Below are 20,614 nucleotides of genomic sequence, written 5' to 3' on the forward strand. Positions count from 1 at the left end.
GCGCACAGTCAACTGAATGTTGCCAAACGGATGGAATCCAAGTTCGCAGAATCTTACGCAAACGCTTACGCGGCGCTAAGAGCGAACTGGCAGTCCAGCAATGCTAGCACACGCCTCGGACTTTCGAAGGGTGGAAATTGTTTCCTCCCCCTCTCAAAGCCTTGCCAGATGCAAACCAAGGCAAGGCAAACAGACTAGATCCACATGAAGATTGTGGTGGTTAGCTAAGCCCAAACCACTTGCCGATCGATGGGCCATTGAATGCGGCAATGGCGGACTTTTCGTCCTTTTGAATATCGATCACTTTGCCAATCTTCATAATCTGGAATACTTCCAGAATATTGCCGGTCACATTGCAAACTTTGAATTTGATCTTCGCGTTCTTGCAATTCTTATTCAGCAGAATGAGCTTTCCGATCATTGCCGACGACATGTATTCGATCGCACGGAAGTTCAGGAGCAGTTTCTTGGCCGTGGCGGCTTCCAAAATCAATTGCTCGAATTCCTTCCCAACGCGATCGATCGCGGTTTCGTCCAAAATCGAAGACTGGATGAACTCAGCAACAACGACTTCTTGTACGTCGCGAACTTTTAAGTAATGGTATTTGATCGCCATGGAGTCGGCTTTCTAGAAATCGCCAGATGAACGAATGAAAAAGTTGGAACCCCTAGAAGGTTAGATAAGGACCACTAGGGAGGTCAATGGAGCCAGCCCTCTCCAGTTCCCCCGATTATCCTTACCTGACCGTCGAAAGCAAAGCCTAATCTTTGTTCTCACGAGTTTTCTGGCCCGATCGGAGGGTTCCTGGCTGCTCGAATCCATAGTATCAGCCCTGCTATCGTTGCTAAAGACGCACATCCCGCCAGCCCCAGGTACGCCGACTGCAAATGCGTGTTCTCACCCACCAGGCCTGCGGCGATCGCGCCGATCCCATTACCGACAGCAAACGAGACCCCATAACAGAGACTTCGCCGCGATCGGGGAGTGTATTTCGCGATCAAACTATTGAACACCGGTTGGTGCATGAAGAAGATCATCCCCCACGCTGCGACGCAGTACCACTTCCACTGTGGCGGGGCAAAGCTCATGCCGATTAGAAATGGAATCGTCCCGGCACAAATCAGCATTAATTGAAATTCCAGCCGCTTCGGACGAGCCATTTGGCCGGCCATGTACTGGCCAATGCATCCCAAGATGAGCGAACTGGCTGCCAGGATGTTCCCGCCAATCTCCCCCTGCGTTTGAAATCCGAGGACCTTCGCATCAGATAAAAAACGTGGCAAGAAGCTCATCACGCCGTGGTACGACAATCCGATCAAGCTCGACATGACCAGCAGCACGCCAAAGCTGGCCCAGTTGCCACGATCATCGGCGGCAGCCTGATCGACTTTCGAGAATACCCGTTCAGGCGACTGCAGCGTGAGATAGACGAACACCATGCCGATCGAAATCGACATAACACCCAGTACCGCATAAAAAGCGTGCCACGAGTGGGTCATCGAAAGCACGACGGCTGCGATCAAGGGAACTCCGCCAATTCCCAGTGAACCAAACACGCCATGCCAACCGAGCGTTTTGGGAAGCGTATCCGGAGTTGTTTCATGCGAAAGCAGCGCCAGACCGGCCGGATGATAAATGCTGGCCATCACCCCCATCAGAAACATCGAGGCGAACAGTAGCGGAAGCCCCGGCAGCACGATCGAGGTGAAGCAGGTCACGCCTCCGCCTATCAAGTAGAGGGCGAGCATTCGCTTCGCTCCGTAGCGGTCGACCAACCAGCCGGCCACCAGCGCCCCGACACCCCAGGGAAATCGCCATACGGTCTGCAGCCAGCCTGTGGTTGCCGAGCCGACATCGTATTGGGCGGCGATCGACTGCTCGACGCAGGGCAGCGATCCTTCCAGCACATGCACCATGGCGTGGGCCGCGCAGACCGCCAGAATCAAGATGACTAAGGGCTTTCCAACTGACTTCACCCGCGGCTAACCTCCGCCAGCTTGGCCAGCGTCTTTTCCGCCGCACCGCTATCGATCGCGATCTCCGCGAGTCGCGCACATTCGCTCAGTGAGTCATTCTTGCCGATGGTCCACAGGGCGGCAGCCGCGTTGATCACGACAATATCGCGAGCTCCCCCCTTCTCGCCAGCAAGAACACGGCGAATCATGGCCGCGCTTTCTTCCGGCCCGTCGACCAGCATGTCCTCTTTGCCTTGTCGCTGGATGCCGAATTCTTCCGGCTGCCAGACGATCGGCACCAATCCAGCTGGCGTCGCAATCGTGACATCCGTAACGTCGCTGATAGTGACTTCGTCCATCCCATCGCGTCCGGTCACAAATACCGCTTTGGTCGTCCCCAGTTTCTGCAGAGCACTGGCCAGCAGTTCTCGATATTCAGGCCGACCGACACCCAATAGCTGATAGGGTGCGTTGGCCGGATTACAAAGGGGACCGAGCAGATTGAAGATCGTCGGCACGCCCAACTTCTTTCGCACCGGAGCCACATGCTTCATCGAGCCATGCATCAGCGGCGCGAAGCAGAAGCAAATACCGACCTCATTCAAGCACTTTTCGATGGTCGGCACGTCGGCCTCGATGTTCACTCCCAGGCGGGAAAGAACGTCGGCGCTACCGGACTTGCTGGTCACGCTGCGATTACCATGCTTGGCAACCGTTACCCCGGCTGCCGCAATAACGATGGCCGTGGCCGTACTAATATTGAACGTCCCGCTACGATCCCCCCCAGTGCCACAGGTATCGATGAAGTCCTCGTTGGGGGACTCGATGGTGATCATGTGACTACGCATGGCGGTCGCGGCGCCGGCGATTTCATCGACGCTGGGCCCCTTATCGTTCAGGGCCAACAGCAGCGAGCCGATTTCATCGTCGCTCCAGGCTCCTTCCATCATTTGACCGATGGCGGCGGCCATTTCTTCGAGCGAAAGGTCTGTCCCGGACTGTACCTTGGCGATTACTTCTGAGTGCGACAACCGATCAACTCCCCGGGTTTAGGCCTGGTGCGTACGAGAAATCCGTCATTTTAGTCCCCACAGAGCCCCTGTCCTAGCCACGATGTCTCTGCCAGCGGGGGGCGAAAACTGTTATAACATGACGTTGTCGACACAGGTGGCACGCTAAACGGCTTCCCCAATTCGGCATGTGTTGAACCGGAATTAGACGCTTCATGCCCTAATCACTGGGGAGGACACGCCACAGTCAGCATCCTCACGAACACGCACCAGGAAGGCAGGAGGTTCCGTCCACTATGTCCAGGAAGGTCATTATCGACTGTGATCCCGGCATCGATGACGCCATCGCGCTCATGATTGCCCTCTTTGATCCGCGTCTGGACGTCATTGCGATTACCTCCACCGCCGGAAACGTTAACGCCGATCAAGCCTACACCAACTTGCAGGCTCTGATCGAGTGCCTCGACCCACCGCGACGTCCCCGCATTGCGATGGGGCCTGGTCCGCGGCTGGCCCCCCCGGTCGATTCAACGTTTTTGCATGGAAGTGACGGCCTGGCAGAAATCCACCTGAACGTCGCCAAGCTGCATCAAACACATTCGGCCGATAAGCTGATCAGCGACGAAGTTCGAGCTTTTCCGGATGAAGTCACCATCCTTTGCCTCGGCCCGATGACCAATGTAGCGAACTGCCTACAGCGTGACCCAACGTTTGCGTCGCAGGTCGGACAGGTCATCATCATGGGAGGTTCGCTCAACGGCATCGGCAACGTGACTCCCTGTGCGGAATTCAATTGCCATTTCGATGCTGAAAGTGCACGTCGCGTGTTGCACTCGAAGACGACCAAGACGGTCGTTCCGCTCGATATCGCCAGCCAGGTTACCTTTGGGATCGACCTGCTGGATCACATTCCCAAGAAAGAATCGCGCGTCACGAATCTACTGAACCAGATCTTGCCGTTCTCGTTCCGTTCGCATCGGCGTCACCTGGCTCAAGAAGGCATTTGCTTGAACGACGCCGTGGCACTGGTTGCCCTATTACAGCCGGAACTCTTTGAATCGGTTCCGATGGCAGGCGATGTCGAAACCCAAGGAGACCTGACGTTGGGTGCGACTATCTTCGATCAGCGAACGGTACGTACCTGGACGCCGAACATGGAAGTGATGACCAGCGTCGATACCGTCGGAGCGAAAGACTGCATCATTCGTGGGATTATCCAGGCCGTCAAAGAAACGGCCGAATAGTCACCTCGCCAGCGTTAGTTCTCAAACCGATTGCGAGCCGCCAGGCGAACGGTCTTTTCGACGAACTTGCCGTCGCGGTAGATCTCGAATCGGATGTCTTCGTCCAGCGGGCACAGGCTGACGATGTTGATCAATTGCAGATCGTCTTCCACTTCCTGACCGTAGAACTTGGTAATGACGTCGCCGACCTGGATCATCGCGGCTTCCGCTGGCGAGCCTGGCGTAACACCGCTAACCTTGGCGCCACGTGCCCGGAACAAGCCAATCTCTTTAGCGCCAGCCGCGTCGAAATCGGCGTCCATGCGAACACCAAAGAAAGCACGGGCAACCTGACCTTTTTCGATCAACTGCTCTGCCACACCCAAGGCCGCGTGAATCGGAATCGCGAAACCAATTCCATCATTCCCGCCTGAGTTACTGGCGATGGCCGTGTTCAGCCCCACCACTTCCCCGCGAAGATTAATCAGCGGCCCACCGCTGTTGCCAGGATTGATGGCGGCGTCGGTCTGAAAGAAGTTTTGTAGCTTCAAGCCTTGACGTCCCAGTTGCAGGTTGCGTCGTCCCACGGCGCTGATGATTCCGTAGGTGACCGTCTGGCTGAGACCAAACGGACTGCCGACGGCGAATACTTTCTCACCGACCTCTACTTGGGAACTGTCACCTACCTCGGCAGGGATCAAACGATCGGCATCGACTTCCACAACGGCCACGTCGGTATCTCGATCGGTGAGTACGCGTTTGGCACGAATCTGGCGACCATCTTCCAGGTAGATACGAATCCGCTCCAGCGGTGCCTGATTGATCACGTGGCGGTTGGTCAGAACGAAGAAGCTCTTTTCATGCTTGAAGATGATTCCGGCACCTGCCTCGTCGACTTCACTCGACTTCGAGAACCCATTTCCGGCCATGGTCGTTTCGATGTGCACAATCGAAGGACGCACATATTTGACGACCCGCTTCAGATGGTTGAGCTGACGCTCCAGAAAGTCGGCTTCGGCTAGTATCTCTTCCCGCATCGTTGCGCGATCGGCAGACACGAAATCGATGTCCTGGCCAAGGGTGAGGCCAGTTACCAGAAGAACAAGCGAAAGAGCAAGGAAAGATCGCATAGCATCGCTACCAAACCGGGGGGAGTCGTAGAGGCACAACCCATCATGAATCACACCACACAAGTTAGATCGTGCTAGCACCGGGATCAGGAAAAGAAAAACGGGATGAGTTTTGGACTCATCCCGTAGAAAGTTTTCGGATTGTAGCGGCCGTGCGTTACTTGACGGCTTGGGTGTCGTCGGTTTGAGCCCAACTGACTCCGTCGGGGCCGAGTTCTTCCAGTTCGCGTTGGCACTTGATGCACAAAGTGGCGTAAGGAAGAGCCTGCAGGCGAGCGATCGGAATGGTGGCGCTACAGCCTTCACATTCGCCGTACTTACCGGCTTTGATTTGTTCCAGTGCGGTGTCGATGCTCGCCAATTCGCGGCTTTCGACTTCGGCCAGCTGCGAACTCAGTTCGTCCTGGACCGAATCGAGTGCGAAGTCGACGACATCACCCGAAGTCTGCTCGAGTTCTTTCAGGAGACTCAAGTCCCCGGCGAGCGCCTTACGCAGGGCATCGCGACGGCGAAGGAGGATCTCCTTCATCTTGCCGATAAATTCGTCTCTTGAGCGTGCCATGGTGTCACCTTAGGAGCAGGAAAGTCGTATTTTTAGCGATTCGTTTCGCCCCTGCCTAGTATTTGAATGGACCACTTTTCCGCGATTCTATTCGCGGTCTTCGATCCCCCTAATCGGCGGGCAAATCTTGCACTGACTTGTAGTCACGCAACTATAGTACGCCTGTGGGATAGTAACCGGGAAATTTTTCGCTTGTTTCGCGTTATCCAGCAATTTACTGCGATTTGCTGTAATTGCCTTCCACTAAATACTTTACGCGACAAACAGGCATTTAGTTCGCAACCGAGGAGCCCCAAATAACTCAATCCGATTTCACGTTTGAGACACTTTCCTCTTGCGAAAACCGGGCCGAAAACCTCTGAGAGCGATCGATCGACGCAATCCGATCATCGTCATTTTGCTTTCGGAAACCTATCAAAATTCCCCGAGTGAGCCCTTTTTGATCGCTCCAATCTATAGGGGTACTGTTTTGACCTTACCGCCTGCGTGACCTATATGACTTAGCGAAATAGGCACATACCAACTGGCAGCCACTGCACGGTAGCCGTCAGCCGTGACCCAAAGTCCGCAGCGGATCCCAACCTTTTTCAAGCAGTATCATGGTCCAAAACAACGTCGCCCCCCGATCGAAACGCGATTCTCGACTTCTCGGAAAGTCGACCTCGGCGCTGGTATTGAAGATTGAAGGCACTGAGCGTGATGGTCAGATCATTCGTGTCCATGCGCCCAAATGCCTGGTCGGATCATCCGCAGATTGCCAACTGCGTCTGATCGCCGCCGATGTTCAGCCAAAGCACTGCGTGATCTATCGCGGCGCAAGTGGGATGATCGTGAAGTCGTGGACCCGCGACACACGCGTTAATGGCGACACCATCAGCGAGGCTTGGCTGCGCGTCGGTGATCGTTTGAGCCTGGGCAGCTTGAGCTTCGAAGTGCTCGCTGACCAACAAGCCGAATCGGCCAACGTCGCCCAACCGCTACCGAAAAAGTCTCCGTCGCCCCGAAAGCTGCGCAAGCAATCCCATCGCCGGATTCGTAATCTGTTGAATGTGGTCCGTAAGCAAAAGGACTCGTTCAGCGATCTACAAATCAAGCTCGACGAGACACAGCAACTGGTCGATTCCCTGCTGGCCCGCGAGTCCGACCCAGCCGTCGATGTCGAATCGTCGGAAGTGCGTATCGAACGTCGCAAGCGACACAACCAGCGTGCCCGGCTGCTGCTTAACCATGTTCGCGATCTGATCAGTAGCAATAACACGATTCAGGCCGAACTCCGCGAACAGTTGGAAATTAAGCAGAACCAAGTCAACGAAATTCGACGCGAGTTGACCAACAACGCGGATGCCACCGAAGAAGAACGGGCACGGCAGCGTCGTCTCGAGGCCGACCTGCAAGAATCCGAAGCGCTGATTGCTCACCTCAAAGAACAGTCCAGCGAACTTCAATCGCGCGAAGAGCGTCTGCGTGAGCGTTGGATCTCGACACGCAAGCTCGGTAAGAGCCGCGTGAAATCGATTCTTTCGCATCTACGTGGGGTTCGTAATCAGCTTTCACAGTTGGACGACCAGCCGAGCGAGGAAGAAGAACAAGGCGCTTCGCGACTCACTAAGTTGCGGCTGGCCTACGATGACGCATCGCGTGAACTCAACGAGAACCGTGACTCGCTCAAAGAGGCCGAAAGCGAGTTGGCCTGGACCCAACAGGAACTCGAGCAGCGCGAGCAGCACTCCGAGGAGTTGGGTCGCAAGATCGCCGCGTTGGAACAGGAACTAGTCGATGCCCAGAATGCTCAGCCAAGTGGCATGACCGACGAGGAAGTTGCCCAGCACCAGTCGCAGCTGAAGCAACTGCAGGATCAGCTCGACGACGCAACTTTACATGGCGATGACCTGAAACTGCAACTGGACGAACTTCGTCAGCAAAACTATGAGCTGCAGCAAGCGATCAACGATCAGCAGAGGAACGAGGAACACTGGAAGAACCAATTGGATGATGCTCGGCAGCAATGCCTGGACATCCGTCGCCAGCTGGAGGACGAACGACGCCTGACCGACCTGCAGCGAAGTCCTGACGAGGAAGAGCCAATCGAGGAAGACGAATCTGCACTGGATCACCTTCGGTCGATGGGTATTCTTCGTGAAACACCACCACCGACGATGCCGGAGGAGGCTTCCTACGACGAATTAGAGGACCAACTCCCAGAGGAATCGCACAAGGAAGAAGAACCTCGTGCCGTGAACCCGGCTACCGGCTTGACCAGCTTTCCCGATTTCGAATTCCCTGAAGAAGACACCCCAACGGAACCAGAAGCGGCTTCGCAATCGCACGAGCCGGTTGCCGAACCTACGGCCGAACAACCAGTGTCCACATCCGATCACGATGATGACACTGCCATCGACGACTACATGCAAAGCCTGTTGGCACGCATGCGAGCGAAGTCCGGCGAACCGGAACCAGCACCCCAGAAGAAGCCCGTACAAGAAAAAGTAGTCGTCGAGCCAGAACCCGCCCAAGAGCCGGAACCTGTCCGACCGATCACGCGGGAAGAATTCGTTCCGTCGCGTTATGCTCCGGAACAAACATCCGACATTCGCAAGCTGCGAGAACTGGCGAACGAAACGGCCAAGGCAGCGATCGACTCGGCAACGATCAATCGCTGGGAACGGCTATGCCGGTCGAAGCTGTTTGTCTCGATGCTGGCCTTGGCCGCTGGCCTTTTCATGCACTACTACTCGCCAAGCTACCTCAGCATTTCCTTCGCAGGGGCTTGCCTGGCGTACGTGGTGACCGTTTTCTGGTGGCTCCAGTCAGCGGTGATTTACCAGCATGTGAAGAATCATCGCCGCGAACGCATGGAAAAGCGATTCAACGATGAAATCATCAATCCGCACGGGCTTTCCCATGCAACCGACCACGTCGAAGAAGACTAAGTCCCACGAGCAAATCCAAACCATTCGATTTGCTTGCGGTGACAAAGCTGCAAGCCGTGCTCCTGAGACCACGGCTTAAGCCACTCGGTAATTGCCTCCAGCTGTGCCTGTTCGATCCCTTGCGGCATCACGTAGACGCGATCTCGCAAAATGCTGGGAAATCTTCCCAGGTAGGTAAGCACCTCGTCGCAGTCTTCCCGCTTATCGATCACGAACTTGAACTGATACGGAAACTCGTCAATCAGTCGCTGAATGACCTCAGGCTGGTCCCTTGTCTGATCATGCCGCTTGTGCCAACGCGGGTAGTCCTCGGCACTAGGGGTCGAGTTGGAAAGCTTGGGACTGATCGACATCAGGTCGCATGGCAAGGGAAGATGAAGCGTCCCGGCCGTTTCAATCGTGATGTGTCGGCCTGAGCGCCGGATTCCCTCGCACAGCGGAATCATTTCAGCGAACAACATCGGCTCGCCGCCAGTGAGCACGACCTTGTCGACTTCCAGCAGTTCGATCCGGCCCAAGATCTCGGCGACCGACAGATCTTCCCCTTCCGGGTTCCAGGACGCATGCGGCGTATCGCAAAACCAGCAGCGCAAGTTGCAACCACTGGCTCGGACGAACGTACTGGGCTCGCCGGTCAGAAGGCCTTCGCCCTGAATCGATGGATAAATTTCAGCTATTCGCACGCTGGCAATACCGGTCGTGGAAAGGTTTGTCGCTTTAAACGCGAGAAACCGTTCTCAGGAAGTGACATTCGGGTGCCCCGTTCTCTACGCTGAATACCAACGCAGTCGGGGGAATCCTTCAGAATACCCGCCAAGACGGACCTCGTGTGGGGCAAGTTCGGCAGACCGCAGGGGAAATTGCCCAAATATCCGCCAAAAGCCGGGTCTAGTCAGGCAGCTGCTTTGCCTCCAAAATAGCAGTTTACCAGTCAATGAGGAGAATCGGACCGTGTCAGAAGAGAATCGCGGACTTCTCGAAACCTTCGAGAATCAGCACCCCAACCGAGATTACGAGATCGAAATCAGTGTGCCTGAGTTCACTTCGGTCTGTCCGAAAACCGGCCAGCCTGACTTCGGCACGATTCATATCACGTACATTCCCGAAACGCTGTGCGTGGAACTGAAGAGCCTGAAGATGTACATGCAGGCCTACCGCAATCAGGGCATCTTCTACGAAAACGTGACCAACGTCATCCTGAATGATTTGGTCGAATGCCTGAAGCCGCGCTGGATGCAGGTCCGAGCCGAGTTCACGCCCCGCGGCGGCATCAGTTCGACGATCACCGTCGAGCACTACAGCGAAACCCCACCAGATGAACTGACGGTGATCTAAGGTTCGCCATCGAATGGGTCAGGCCGCGATGGTGGCCTCAAGCGGCCTGACTTCGCGGCTGAGCCGGCGGTAACTCCAAATCCTGCTGGATCTCTTGCAGCATCGTATCCAAGCAGCGTTGGCTCATTCCCCAATCGAACGCTTGACCGGGGATATCGGTCGCGACCGTGACCACGCAGCCGTCGTCTTGTCGCGTCAGCTTGACGGTCAGAACCCCTTTCATCGCCCAGATGCTCGACGGCAACTCTGCCTGGATCGTGCATCCATCTGCCTCTTGCTCGACCCGCTGCACCGGCTGCTGATTCTTGGCCAGGCTGCACAGTACGCGTGCCATCGCTCGGCCGATGGGCAAGTCCAGAACGGCCGATCGCTGCTTGCCGGTTCGCACGCCAAGCGAAGCCCACATCGGTTGGGCGATCGATGCAACCGCCGAGTACGAGATGCCGATGGGCACTACCTTGTCGGCAATCTCCAGGATTGCTTCCGCTGAGAGACAAGGACGTGCTTGCGCTGCATGGCTGGCAATGGCAGTACGCACCTCAGGATGCTGGGCAATGCGTTCGTAGTTGGCATCTTCGTCCCAAGATTGGATCGTGGGAACCAGACCTTCCGAAGCGACCTCGTCGGCTTGTTGCAGTCGACATCCACACTGAAAACAGAAGTTGCCGCCTGCTTTGACGCCACAGTTCGAGCAATACACCGGTAGCTCCTTTTCTCGTCGGTACTTTCTCGCCTTCTCTTTTCATCGGAAAGAAGGAGAGCGGGTCACGAGAAAAGTTTGCCATCACTGCTGGCCATTCCGTGATCACTTCGCCGTGAACGTCTCCTGGTACAGCGGTTTGCCAGCCACATCGTAGTAGCGAAACGTCAGCGTGGGCTTGCCATCCTGGTGTTCGACGAAGCCACCCAGGAATCCGCCGGTGACGTTCAGGTAGTGATGCTCAGCACGAACCTCATCATTCGTCCACCCGCCGGCGTGCTCGTCGGAAGCAGGTCCACACGAAAACTCGCGGATGCCGGTCTCCAGATCTTCGGAAGCGAATTGCCAGTGACGATCACCGCACACGATGAACATGTTGTCCTGCTGAGCGATGAAGTTGCGGACGATGTCCCCTTCGTGCTTCCAGTTGATGTTAGAGTGGTTGTCAAACTTGTTATCACGGTCAGGCCCGACAATGGGTGTCGGCGACATCAGAATCTTGAATGTCGCGTCCGACTCAGAGACCGACTTCTTAAACCAGGCCATCTGCTCAGGTCCCCAAATCGTCTTGTTGGGGCCATCCGGATCCTTATTGTTCGAGCGGAACTCACGACCTTCGACTAACCAGATCTGCAAATCCTTCCCCCAACGACGCGTGCGATAGGGAAGCTCGCTCATCGGCAGTTGTTCTCGGAACAGCTGCTTCCCGTGCTCGAAGGTGAACGTCCCCATGAAAACCGATTCCATCTGCGGATAGCAATCGTCCATCCACGTATCGTGGTCGTCTTTCATGTAGTAGCATGGCACCACTTGGTGAAAATGGCGGATAAACGGCAGGCTGAACATGCGATGGAAATGCCAGCGGGCCAGGTCCAGGCTCTTTCCCATCCGGTCGAAGTAGACGAAGTCGCCGCATTGCACGAAGAAGTCGGGATGCAGTTTCTCCATCTCGCGATAGATCTTGAAGCCACCTTCGCGACTGTCCTGGTGGATGTAGGCCTGACACGTGGAAACGACAAAGGAGATCGGCTCGGCATCGGTGGCCGCTGGTGCCGTTCCGAAGTCTCCGGACAACGTTGCTCCGTTATGGCCATCTTCCAGACGCGATTCGACAAGTACCTGGTAACGCGTACCTGGCGTCAGATCCTTCAAACGAAACGAATGGGTATAGTCCTGTTCCTTTTCCACGGTCACCCACTCGGTCTCTTGCCACTGGTCGCTACCCTTAGCCAGGTATCGCACGCGAACTTGGCCGGGGGCACCTGGCACGGCACCGTCGACTGTTTCCGGTGACTCTCCTTCCGGATACTTGGGGACTGGCGTGTAAACGGTGTCTTTGTTGGCGACGCTATTGTCGACGTTCTCGACGATCCAGTCTTCGCGTCCATCGTCCGGCTTAAGCAGCAACTTGCCGGTCTTGGAATTGCGGTAATAGATGAGTGGCTCAATGCCAGGTCGATCGATGCGATCTTCGTTCTTGGTCAAGCGCGTCCAGACCACCGCAGTCGTGGCTGAGACTTCGCCGACCTTGAATCCATTGGCCTGCCACGGTCCAGCGTTGGCAACCGCTGCACTGCCCCAAACCATCCACGCAACCATCGCAACTATTCGCAGGCTTCCCACTTCGTTCTCCACTGACCAGAACAAGAAAGAGATTTGGCATGATGAGAGCGTCATACTTTCGTTGCCGCTCACGGGATCGATCCCTCAACCTAATTCACGGAACCTGCCGGTTCAACTTGGCGGGTACGTTCTCAATACGTTTTCCCCAGGCCGGCTGCCTTCCAATCGTAGAACAATTTCCGACATGGATCGCGAAGTAGATTCGGCACCAGGATCGTCGTTCCACCCCCAGCGGCGATCACCTTTTCTGCCGAAAGATCCAACTCGCGGAAACCAGCTGCTTCGGCGTCGGCGATTGTCGCCCCGAAGTAAACCTTCTCGACACGAGCCCAATGCAGCGCCGCTGCGCACATAGGACAAGGCTCGCAGGTTGTCGCCACGATCGCCCCTTCCAGCAAAGGACTACCTGTCTGATGACAGGCCTCTCGCAGGGCGTTGATCTCGGCGTGGGCGGTGATATCGATCGTTTGCCAAACCGTGTTGTGCTCGGCGGCAATGACCTGACCGTCCAACTCAATGGCACAACCAAACGGCGTCTGGCCCAGAGCAATGCCTTCCTGGCATTTCTCAATCGCCAATTGCATCAAAGATTCCGGCGTCATGGGGCTGTCTTCTCAGAAATGGGTGCTTGGGGGCACTTCAGTTGTAACAGAACGGACCGGCGAATCGGAAGAATATTTAGCCACAGAGATCACAGAGGCCACGGAGAGAAGAGATGCGAGGGAGTAACCACGGATTACACGAATTGGCACGGATGGGAGTTACTGAGTCGACTTCGTCGACGATTTATATCTGTGTTCATCCGTGTAATCCGTGGTTTGTCTCTTCTTCTCTCCGTGGCCTCTGTGATCTCTGTGGCAAACCCCTCTTTCCGCGGGGCACTTGCTATGCCGTGCCCTGGCATTCACAATACCACTTCCCGTGCATGAACCTTAATGCACTAGAGAATTGTTACGTGACACGAGCTGGAATGACGACATGACCACGTCCCAAGTGATTTTGACCGGTTTTGCTGACGAATCTGCCAATCAGAAGACGGCTGAACAGCAGTTTAGCGCCTTCGCTGCGTTGGGGCTGGAATACTACAGCATTCGCTTCATCGACGTCGGCAACGGCATTAAGAATGTCATGGAGCTGACCAAGGCAGAAATTGCCAAGCTGCGAACCTTGGAAGGTGAGTACGGCCTGAACGTTTCGTCCCTGGGCTCGCCCATTGGTAAGGTCAAGTTGCTCAACGAAGAAGACGGTACCAAAAACCGCTTCGTGCCCTTCAAGAAGTACCTCGACAAAGAGGTCAACAAGGCGTGCGAATTGGCTCACGCATTCGAGACCAAGCTGATCCGCGGCTTCTCCTTCTATCACCCCAAGGGAACCGATCCGAAAGATCACATCTCCCAGGCAGTCGACCAACTCGGACAAATCGCCGAAGCTTGTCACCGTAGCGATCTTACCTTCGGCCTGGAAGTCGAAGCCAACCTGATCGGTCAGAATGGCGACATCCTCGCCGAGATTCACAAGAAGGTGAATCACCCGGCCATGATGCTGATCTTCGACGCCGGTAACCTCGTCTGCCAAGGTTACACGCCGGATGAAGTTTACGACCAGTACGTGGCCATGAAGCCAGGCATGGGCTGGATGCACGTCAAAGACTACAAGATCACCAAACCTGTCGGCGAAAAGGGTCACATCGACGAAGACGCTTTGAAGAACTTCGTTCCATCCGACCTGGGCGATAGTGCTTACGAACGCATCATGCGTGACTTTGCCTTGTCGATTCCGAAGCTGGAAAAGAAGCTGAAAAAGCGCGGCATCCCAGGCGTCTTCTGCGACCTGGAACCCCACGTCAAAGGTGGCGGTCAGTTCGGTGGCTTCAGTGGTCCCGATGGCTTCGGCGTTGCCCTGCGTGGCTTCTGCCGCGTCCTCGATTTCGCCGGCGTTGGCTATCACCTCCGCGACTTCGACGACATCATCGCGGCTCGCGGTTTTTAATGCGCGATGACTCGCGAAGTGTGATAGAAAATTATTTAGCAGGTTCTTTGGGAGCCTGCTTTTTTTGTCTTGGGATGTGAAAGCTTATGTCTCGCGAGCGAATTACGATCGGCGGTTGTCCTAAGTGCGGCTCGGAACTTTTGACGTGCCAACAGAATCACTTTCAGAACGATGAGCTCGAAATCTTCTCTTGGGAACACAAGTGCCCTGATTGCGGCTTCCGCCAAACCGAAGCCTTCCGGAGCGATGACGAGGACGAAGAATTCGATCCTGCCGCTGCGGCATCTTGCCCGTTCTGTGGGCGTACCGTGGAGTCCGCCGAATAACGCTTAGTTCTTCATCGTTCGATGCAAGAGCCAACCGCCGATGGTGATGACCACCACGTTTCCCAGCCAGACCATCGCGGCCGGCCACTGGCCATCTTTGGCTCGATCGACCCCCAGGGCCATCAACGGGTAGTAGAGCAGTAGCACCGGCAAAAAGGCGGCGAAGAAGCTGGTGATGAAATCGTTACTGCGTTGGCGAATCGCCAGCGGAATGCCCAACAGCGCAAAGCACAAGCAACTGAAACCATTGGCCCAGCGGCGATGCGGTTCGGTCTTCAGGCGGCTGATTTGAATCTTCGACCACTGCTGCTCGTTGGTCCAATACAACCACGAAGGATCATCGAACGAAGGGGATTGTCCCGTCACCAGGCACGCCGCACCTTTGGCGGCCAGGACCTGCGAAACCTGGTGGTGGTAATTTCTCATCTTGGCTTGCCACGCCGGAATACGCCGCATCGGTTGGTGCGAAGCATCGCGAATCCCCTCGACCGCAGTAGGATCTTCCAGTGGAATCGAAGTGACGAAACTACCGGGATGCTCGAACAGCTGACCTTCAGGCCCGGTCGAATGAATCCGGCTATCGGTCAGCGTCACGATCACACGCTTATGCTCCGGGTCGGATTTCAGCTGCGCGGTGGCCGCCGAAATCGTGACGATTCCTTGATTGCCTGACTGGGTCATGGTGATCTCAGGACGAATCAACAGATCTCCATCGACGTCCTTCACCAGGATCGAAAACTTATCGCTGTAGAACGACTTCTTTGTTCGCAGCACGCTATAGGCAATGTCATCGATCGACTGCATCACGACGTGCCGCAGTCCCATATGCCCCCACGAAACGGCCACGTCATTCAGCCACACGCAGACCAGGGAAAGGATCAGTGCCAGGATCAGGCCTGGGGCAATCAGCGACATGGGCGAGACGCCGGCCGCTTTGATCGCGGTCAGTTCGTTGCTAGCACTGACGCGTCCGTACACATTGCAGACGGCGAACAGGATAGTGCCGGGAATGGCAAAGCGAAGGGCATTGGGAAGCAGGTACGGAATCGCCTTCAACAGGGGGAGGAATCCGAGACCTTCTTTGATCACTTGCTGTCCGAGCCCAATAAACAGCAGGAGCCCCGTCAGCGAGATGAGCGCGAGAAGGAAGACCTTCACCAGCTCTTCGACGATATATCGTTGTAATATGCGCATCGCGATCGAAATCCATTTCGATCCGGTCCCAGCACCGTGCCAAGAAAAGAATCGGCACGTACTGTAGCAACTATGAGAATCTGGGAAAACGACAATCAGGCGAGATCGACGCGGGAATCATCTTCCAAGGGGTTTTTCGCCCCTTTCTGACCACGGATCTGCGACATGAGCGAGCCGATGGCCAAAAGAAAGTGCTTGGCAGCCCCGTAATACTGCCCCTTCTTCATCTCGCTTTCGGCTCGTTCCCCCATCTGCCGGACGCTGTCCCATTCGATAGTCCAGTTATTCGACTCGGCCGCATCCGAGAGTTCGTCGTACAGAATCTTAAGGTTCAAAGCCGTGTTGGAATCGGCATGACAGGGGACATCTGAGTAAGGCCCTTTGCCGAAGCGAAACTTCTTTTTCACCTGCACCGGAACCAGTTCGCCGGTGAACTTATAGACAAACGCCATGATGGTCGCCACGAAGGCCACCAATACGCCAGCTAGTGCATAAGGAATTTGCTCAAGGTAATAAGCCATCCCGGCAGCGACCAGCAGCAATCCGATCCCCAACCAAAGCGTCAGAGGAATCCGACGGACCTGTCGTTCAACCGTCGGAGGCGGCAGGTCCTCTTCTTCGATCAGTGGGTCTGACTTGCACGGATCCTTGGTCATCTTCTCGTCGGTGACGCGAGCCACGATCACGGTGATGTTGTCCGGGCCACCACGCAGGTTGGCCAGGTCGATCATCAACTGGGCCGCTTTCGCTGGATCGAGCGAATGCAGGATCAGGGCAATCTCTTCGTCGGTCACCGGACCAGACGCCCCGTCGCTGCACATCATGAACGTGTCGCCAACTTCCAGCGGAAACGCGCCTTCCAGGTCGACTTCGACCTCGGCCGAGGGACCTAGCGAGCGGGTAATCACGTTCTTAGGAATCGCGGCGTAGACGTCGGAAGAATAGTCTTTCCCGGCGGTGGCGGCCTTGATTTCCCAGGCCATGCTGTGATCGAACGTCATCTGTTCGAGCTTGTCGCCGCGAAGCCGATAGATGCGGCTATCTCCGACGTGTCCCATCACCGCGCCTTGCGGCAGCAGCAACAGACAGCTGCACGTTGTTCCCATTTTGTGGAACGCGGCATTCGATTCACCCCGGCGATTGATGATGGTGTTGGCTTCCTCGATCGCCGAGGTTAGTGCCATCGCAGGGCGTTTGCCGATGTATTTCTTATAGAGGTGCCGGACCTGCTCGACGGCGATCTCGCTGGCCAATTCCCCAGCGGCGTGAGCTCCCATGCCGTCGGCAACGATGAACAAGTGCCCACGAGCCTGCCAGTCTTCCCATGTCTGAGCGATGGCCACACCAAAGTGGTCCTGATTGTTGGAACGTCGCATCCCAATGTCGCTCATTGCGGCGACTTGGAGACATCCGGCCCAATCATGCTTTTCATTCTGGGGCATACCAGCAGAAACCTACGCGATCCTCTTCTTGCAAGGTCAATCCAATCGCCGCTAGATCGAGATATCGACCTGCGTCGTGCCCTGCATCCCTTATTCAATCATGGGCCCCTACAGAGCCCCAAAGTTATATCAACAAAGTTTATTGGAAGCCTTCGATAATAAACGGCGTCGCTAGCTAGGGCAACTCGCCCGAAACGGACTGGTTACGAAATGTTCTCTTCACAAAACACCGAAAACCAACCTCGCTAGTGGACCATAAAAACTCGAAAAAACGCCTTTCTATCGCGAATACCTCCAGTTTTTCGAGGGTGCCAGCACGGCTGGGAAAACTATCTAGCCATGACTTGGCCAGATCGCTATACTCCCGCCCCACGTCTCCCCAGATTTCAGGATAGCTCATGGGGCTTTTTTTCACACAAAAATCGACCGTTTTTCATCACATTAGTGTGCTGGCACTGCTGGTCACCCTTTTGATGAGTCTGGGTTGCGTGCGCAGACGCTTCACCGTGCGGACCAATCCGCCGGGTGCCGTGCTGTATGTCGATAACCAGGAAATCGGCGTCACGCCGGTCGCCACCGGTTACACCTACTATGGCACACGTGAAATCCGCCTGGAAAAAGACGGATACGAACCGGTCGTCAAACTGCATACATTTCGGACACCTTGGTACCAGTACCCAGGCCTCGACTTCGTGAGCGAGAACGTCATTCCGTGGGAAATCCGCGATCAGCGAGAACTCGATTTCGAGATGGTTCCGCTACGGATCGTTCCGCCGGAAGAACTGCGAGCTAGAGCCGAACAGCTGCGGGCGAATGCCCATGCCGGCTTCACGACACCGATCGTGCCCCCCCAGCAGCAGATCGTCCCTTCAACGGTTGTTCCTCCGTCGGCCCAGCAGCGCGTTCCTTACTGGGACCCGGCCACGCTTCCTCCGCCGGCCGAACAAGTTCCGATGCCTGCCCCAGGCATGAATAGCCTGCCCTCGGGTGGCTATGAATTACCGCCACTGCCTTCGAGCGGTTAACCCGCTTCGGCATTTCTCATGTCCCATCTCCCGCGCAGAGAGAGGGCTAGGCTGAGGGCTTCCTGAGCGACCTTTATTCCACATCCTCAGACAGAGTTCTATTCCGATCGGAACCTCGATCGCGCCCTCGCTTCATTGCCAGCGGGATTCCCCCTCACCCTAACCCTCTCCCCCGCAGACGGTGGAGAGGGGACAAGAGCGCGAAGCGCGGTCGTTGCGAATTAATCGCACATCATCGGGCCACTTACTTGATCCCAGACTGAGTCCGGTCCCGCAGACCCTTTACACCAATACGGCCTGGGTCGCGGGCGATCTTGTCGGCAAACACCCGGGCATCTTCCACAATCGGACGTAGTCGCAAGGTCAGCTCGCGAATGTTCGAGGCGGCATCATTCAGATTCTGATACAGATGCGGATCATTGATCAGTTGTCCCAGCGTTCCGTCCGATTCGTTGATCTTACGGCCGAACTGAGCCAACTGGGCGACCAGGATGTTCAGGTTCTCGGTGCTGTTTTCCAGGTTGGCAACCAGCTGCTCGCCCCGTTCACCCAGTGGTTCGGTGAAGCCTTCTAGGTTTTCCAGGTTGCGGTCCGCTCGACCGGCGACGGTACGTAGTTCGTCAATCAACTTCCGTGATTCGGTAATCGTCTCAGGCAAGCCGTTGAGGGCCTGCTTCAATTGCTCGTTAAGCTGCTCATCGCCGACCAGGTTCTGGACGGAAGCCAATGCCGTGTCGAATCGATCGAGCGCCGTTTCCGTTTTCGACATGATGCGACTCACACCATCTCCATTCTCTTCGAGCAGTTTGTTCGCGTTCTCGGCAAACTGACCGACGTTATTGCCGGCTCGTTCGATCGTCGTCAGAGCCGAGACCATTGAGCCTTCCAGCTTGACCAGCACGTCCAGTGGATTGGATTGGACCAAGCCCTTGATCTTTGCTCCGTCAGGCAGCGGTTGATTGGGGAGCCCTGGCATATCGGTCGGGACGAATTCCAGCGCAGCATCACCCAGCAGCGATTCGGATACGATCCGCACCACTTCGTTCTGGTGCGGCATGTTTTCCTTTTCAACCTTGAGCGTCACGAGAACCGTTCGGTCGTCCTGCAACTTCACATTGCTGACGCGGCCAATCAAGATACCGCTGGTTCGCACAGGCGTATCAATCGTGACGCCAGGGGCAGTCTCGAAGACAACGTAGACCGTCTCTTTTCTCGAGAGAAACTGCGGCTGTTCGCCCAGCAAGAAAAACAGGATGCCCGTTAGCAGCACGGCCACTAACATGACAAAACCAACACGGAATTGTAGTACACGGTCGTCCATGACCTTGCTCCTTCGGGCTAATCGCCGATGAAGGCTCCTAGTTCTTCGATGCGCTGACCTGCCTCGCCGCGGACAAACTGCGTCACACGCGGGTCGGGGCAATCTTCGACCTCTTCCGGTCGCCCGTCATATAAGATCTGCGGCTCCGCTTCGTTCAGTCGAGGGGCCGGGTACATCATGATCATCCGATCGGCCACCTTCTGGGCCGTTCGCATGTCATGCGTGACCACGATACTGGTCACGGGGTACTTACTGCGCGTCCGCAGAATAAGTTCATTGATCACGTCACTCATGATCGGATCGAGACCAGTGGTAGGCTCGTCGTACAGCACGACATCAGGCTTCAACACCAGGGCCCGGGCCAGGCCGACTCGCTTCCGCATCCCACCTGAGAGCTCGGCCGGCTTCTTCCACACCACCGACTCCGGCAAACCGACTTCCTTCAGATGCTGAAAGACGATGTCACGGATCTCCGACAGTGGCTTGTTCGTATGCTGCTTCAGAGGAAACGCGACGTTTTGCCCGATGGTCATACTGTCGAACAAGGCCGCATTCTGAAAGACAAACCCAAAACGAATCCGCTGCTTGGTGAGCTGTTTGTCGTTTAAGCGGTGAATGTTTTGGCCGTCGAAGATAACCTCGCCATGGGTTGGATTGACCAGGCCGATCAGCGACTTCAAGAGGACCGTCTTGCCGCAACCACTTTCGCCAATCAAGGCCAACGTTTCCCCGCGAGGGATACTCAGGCCGATGTCGCGCAGAATGGTCTGACCGTCGAACTGGACAAGCAAGTTGTCGACTTCGATCAACGGTTGGGCATCGTCAGCTTCAAGCCGGGCATGCATCAT

General features: G+C 55.8%; 19 protein-coding genes. 6 read left to right on the plus strand and 13 right to left on the minus strand.

What is annotated here, in order from left to right; all coding sequences use genetic code 11:
• Window positions 1–220: 220 nt before the first annotated feature.
• The 3 genes from PSR63_RS06260 to trpD all read right to left on the minus strand — a co-directional run bounded on the left by PSR63_RS06260 (window position 221) and on the right by trpD (window position 2,987).
• Entirely contained in the window at window positions 221–616 is a 396-nt protein-coding gene (locus PSR63_RS06260; protein ID WP_274331680.1) for an STAS domain-containing protein, read from the minus strand.
• 158 nt (window positions 617–774) lie between these two features.
• The gene (locus tag PSR63_RS06265) at window positions 775–1,977 is read right to left on the minus strand and encodes an MFS transporter (RefSeq protein WP_274331681.1); all 1,203 of its coding nucleotides are present in this window, start codon (window positions 1,975–1,977) and stop codon (window positions 775–777) included.
• On the minus strand, window positions 1,974–2,987 hold the full coding sequence (gene trpD, locus PSR63_RS06270) for an anthranilate phosphoribosyltransferase (RefSeq protein WP_274331683.1): 1,014 nt from the start codon (window positions 2,985–2,987) through the stop codon (window positions 1,974–1,976). The genes PSR63_RS06265 and trpD overlap by 4 nt, the downstream gene beginning before the upstream one ends.
• A gap of 275 nt (window positions 2,988–3,262) precedes the next feature.
• On the opposite strand from trpD, the gene PSR63_RS06275 reads away from it, so the two are divergent.
• Window positions 3,263–4,210 carry a nucleoside hydrolase gene (locus PSR63_RS06275; protein ID WP_274331684.1) on the plus strand — a complete coding sequence of 316 codons (948 nt, stop codon included), beginning with the start codon at window positions 3,263–3,265 and terminating at the stop codon, window positions 4,208–4,210.
• 14 nt (window positions 4,211–4,224) lie between these two features.
• Here PSR63_RS06275 and PSR63_RS06280 read toward each other — a convergent pair whose 3' ends face one another.
• Together PSR63_RS06280 and PSR63_RS06285 are read right to left on the minus strand one after the other, a co-directional pair.
• Window positions 4,225–5,247, minus strand: a complete 1,023-nt coding sequence (locus tag PSR63_RS06280; protein WP_274331686.1) for a S1C family serine protease — start codon at window positions 5,245–5,247, stop codon at window positions 4,225–4,227.
• A gap of 229 nt (window positions 5,248–5,476) precedes the next feature.
• Window positions 5,477–5,881 carry a TraR/DksA family transcriptional regulator gene (locus PSR63_RS06285; RefSeq protein WP_274331688.1) on the minus strand — a complete coding sequence of 135 codons (405 nt, stop codon included), beginning with the start codon at window positions 5,879–5,881 and terminating at the stop codon, window positions 5,477–5,479.
• 599 nt (window positions 5,882–6,480) lie between these two features.
• On the opposite strand from PSR63_RS06285, the gene PSR63_RS06290 reads away from it, so the two are divergent.
• Complete coding sequence (locus PSR63_RS06290) at window positions 6,481–8,811, plus strand: FHA domain-containing protein (RefSeq protein ID WP_274331690.1); 2,331 nt, start codon at window positions 6,481–6,483, stop codon at window positions 8,809–8,811.
• Here the strand turns inward: PSR63_RS06290 and PSR63_RS06295 are convergent.
• Window positions 8,808–9,494: a 7-carboxy-7-deazaguanine synthase QueE gene (locus PSR63_RS06295; protein WP_274331692.1), complete on the minus strand. Its 687-nt coding sequence runs from the start codon at window positions 9,492–9,494 to the stop codon at window positions 8,808–8,810. The genes PSR63_RS06290 and PSR63_RS06295 overlap by 4 nt on opposite strands.
• A 268-nt stretch (window positions 9,495–9,762) precedes the next feature.
• Here PSR63_RS06295 and queF point away from each other — a divergent pair, with 268 nt between their 5' ends.
• Entirely contained in the window at window positions 9,763–10,146 is a 384-nt protein-coding gene (gene queF, locus PSR63_RS06300) for a preQ(1) synthase (protein ID WP_274331694.1), read from the plus strand.
• 37 nt (window positions 10,147–10,183) lie between these two features.
• Here queF and PSR63_RS06305 read toward each other — a convergent pair whose 3' ends face one another.
• The 3 genes from PSR63_RS06305 to PSR63_RS06315 all read right to left on the minus strand — a co-directional run bounded on the left by PSR63_RS06305 (window position 10,184) and on the right by PSR63_RS06315 (window position 13,071).
• Window positions 10,184–10,846, minus strand: coding sequence for a hypothetical protein (locus PSR63_RS06305; RefSeq protein ID WP_274331695.1), 663 nt, complete (start codon window positions 10,844–10,846; stop codon window positions 10,184–10,186).
• Window positions 10,847–10,951: 105 nt separating this feature from the next.
• Window positions 10,952–12,445 carry an alkaline phosphatase D family protein gene (locus tag PSR63_RS06310; RefSeq protein WP_274331696.1) on the minus strand — a complete coding sequence of 498 codons (1,494 nt, stop codon included), beginning with the start codon at window positions 12,443–12,445 and terminating at the stop codon, window positions 10,952–10,954.
• A gap of 155 nt (window positions 12,446–12,600) precedes the next feature.
• Window positions 12,601–13,071 carry a nucleoside deaminase gene (locus tag PSR63_RS06315; RefSeq protein ID WP_274331698.1) on the minus strand — a complete coding sequence of 157 codons (471 nt, stop codon included), beginning with the start codon at window positions 13,069–13,071 and terminating at the stop codon, window positions 12,601–12,603.
• 376 nt (window positions 13,072–13,447) lie between these two features.
• On the opposite strand from PSR63_RS06315, the gene PSR63_RS06320 reads away from it, so the two are divergent.
• Both PSR63_RS06320 and PSR63_RS06325 read left to right on the plus strand, forming a co-directional pair.
• A complete protein-coding gene (locus tag PSR63_RS06320; protein ID WP_274331700.1) occupies window positions 13,448–14,458 on the plus strand; it encodes a sugar phosphate isomerase/epimerase family protein in 1,011 nt (336 codons plus the stop codon).
• 86 nt (window positions 14,459–14,544) lie between these two features.
• On the plus strand, window positions 14,545–14,784 hold the full coding sequence (locus tag PSR63_RS06325) for a hypothetical protein (protein ID WP_274331702.1): 240 nt from the start codon (window positions 14,545–14,547) through the stop codon (window positions 14,782–14,784).
• Window positions 14,785–14,787: 3 nt separating this feature from the next.
• Here PSR63_RS06325 and PSR63_RS06330 read toward each other — a convergent pair whose 3' ends face one another.
• Both PSR63_RS06330 and PSR63_RS06335 read right to left on the minus strand, forming a co-directional pair.
• Complete coding sequence (locus PSR63_RS06330) at window positions 14,788–15,978, minus strand: LptF/LptG family permease (protein WP_274331704.1); 1,191 nt, start codon at window positions 15,976–15,978, stop codon at window positions 14,788–14,790.
• A gap of 95 nt (window positions 15,979–16,073) precedes the next feature.
• Entirely contained in the window at window positions 16,074–17,420 is a 1,347-nt protein-coding gene (locus PSR63_RS06335) for a PP2C family protein-serine/threonine phosphatase (protein ID WP_274331706.1), read from the minus strand.
• 398 nt (window positions 17,421–17,818) lie between these two features.
• On the opposite strand from PSR63_RS06335, the gene PSR63_RS06340 reads away from it, so the two are divergent.
• The gene (locus PSR63_RS06340) at window positions 17,819–18,445 is read left to right on the plus strand and encodes a PEGA domain-containing protein (protein ID WP_274331708.1); all 627 of its coding nucleotides are present in this window, start codon (window positions 17,819–17,821) and stop codon (window positions 18,443–18,445) included.
• Window positions 18,446–18,689: 244 nt separating this feature from the next.
• Here PSR63_RS06340 and PSR63_RS06345 read toward each other — a convergent pair whose 3' ends face one another.
• Window positions 18,690–19,766 (minus strand): MlaD family protein, encoded by a 1,077-nt coding sequence (locus PSR63_RS06345; protein ID WP_274331710.1) that lies wholly within the window; start codon window positions 19,764–19,766, stop codon window positions 18,690–18,692.
• Window positions 19,767–19,783: 17 nt separating this feature from the next.
• Window positions 19,784–20,611 carry an ABC transporter ATP-binding protein gene (locus PSR63_RS06350; RefSeq protein WP_274334296.1) on the minus strand — a complete coding sequence of 276 codons (828 nt, stop codon included), beginning with the start codon at window positions 20,609–20,611 and terminating at the stop codon, window positions 19,784–19,786.
• Window positions 20,612–20,614 lie beyond the last annotated feature (3 nt).

This window comes from Bremerella sp. P1, from assembly GCF_028748185.1.
Taxonomy (GTDB): Bacteria; Planctomycetota; Planctomycetia; order Pirellulales; family Pirellulaceae; genus Bremerella.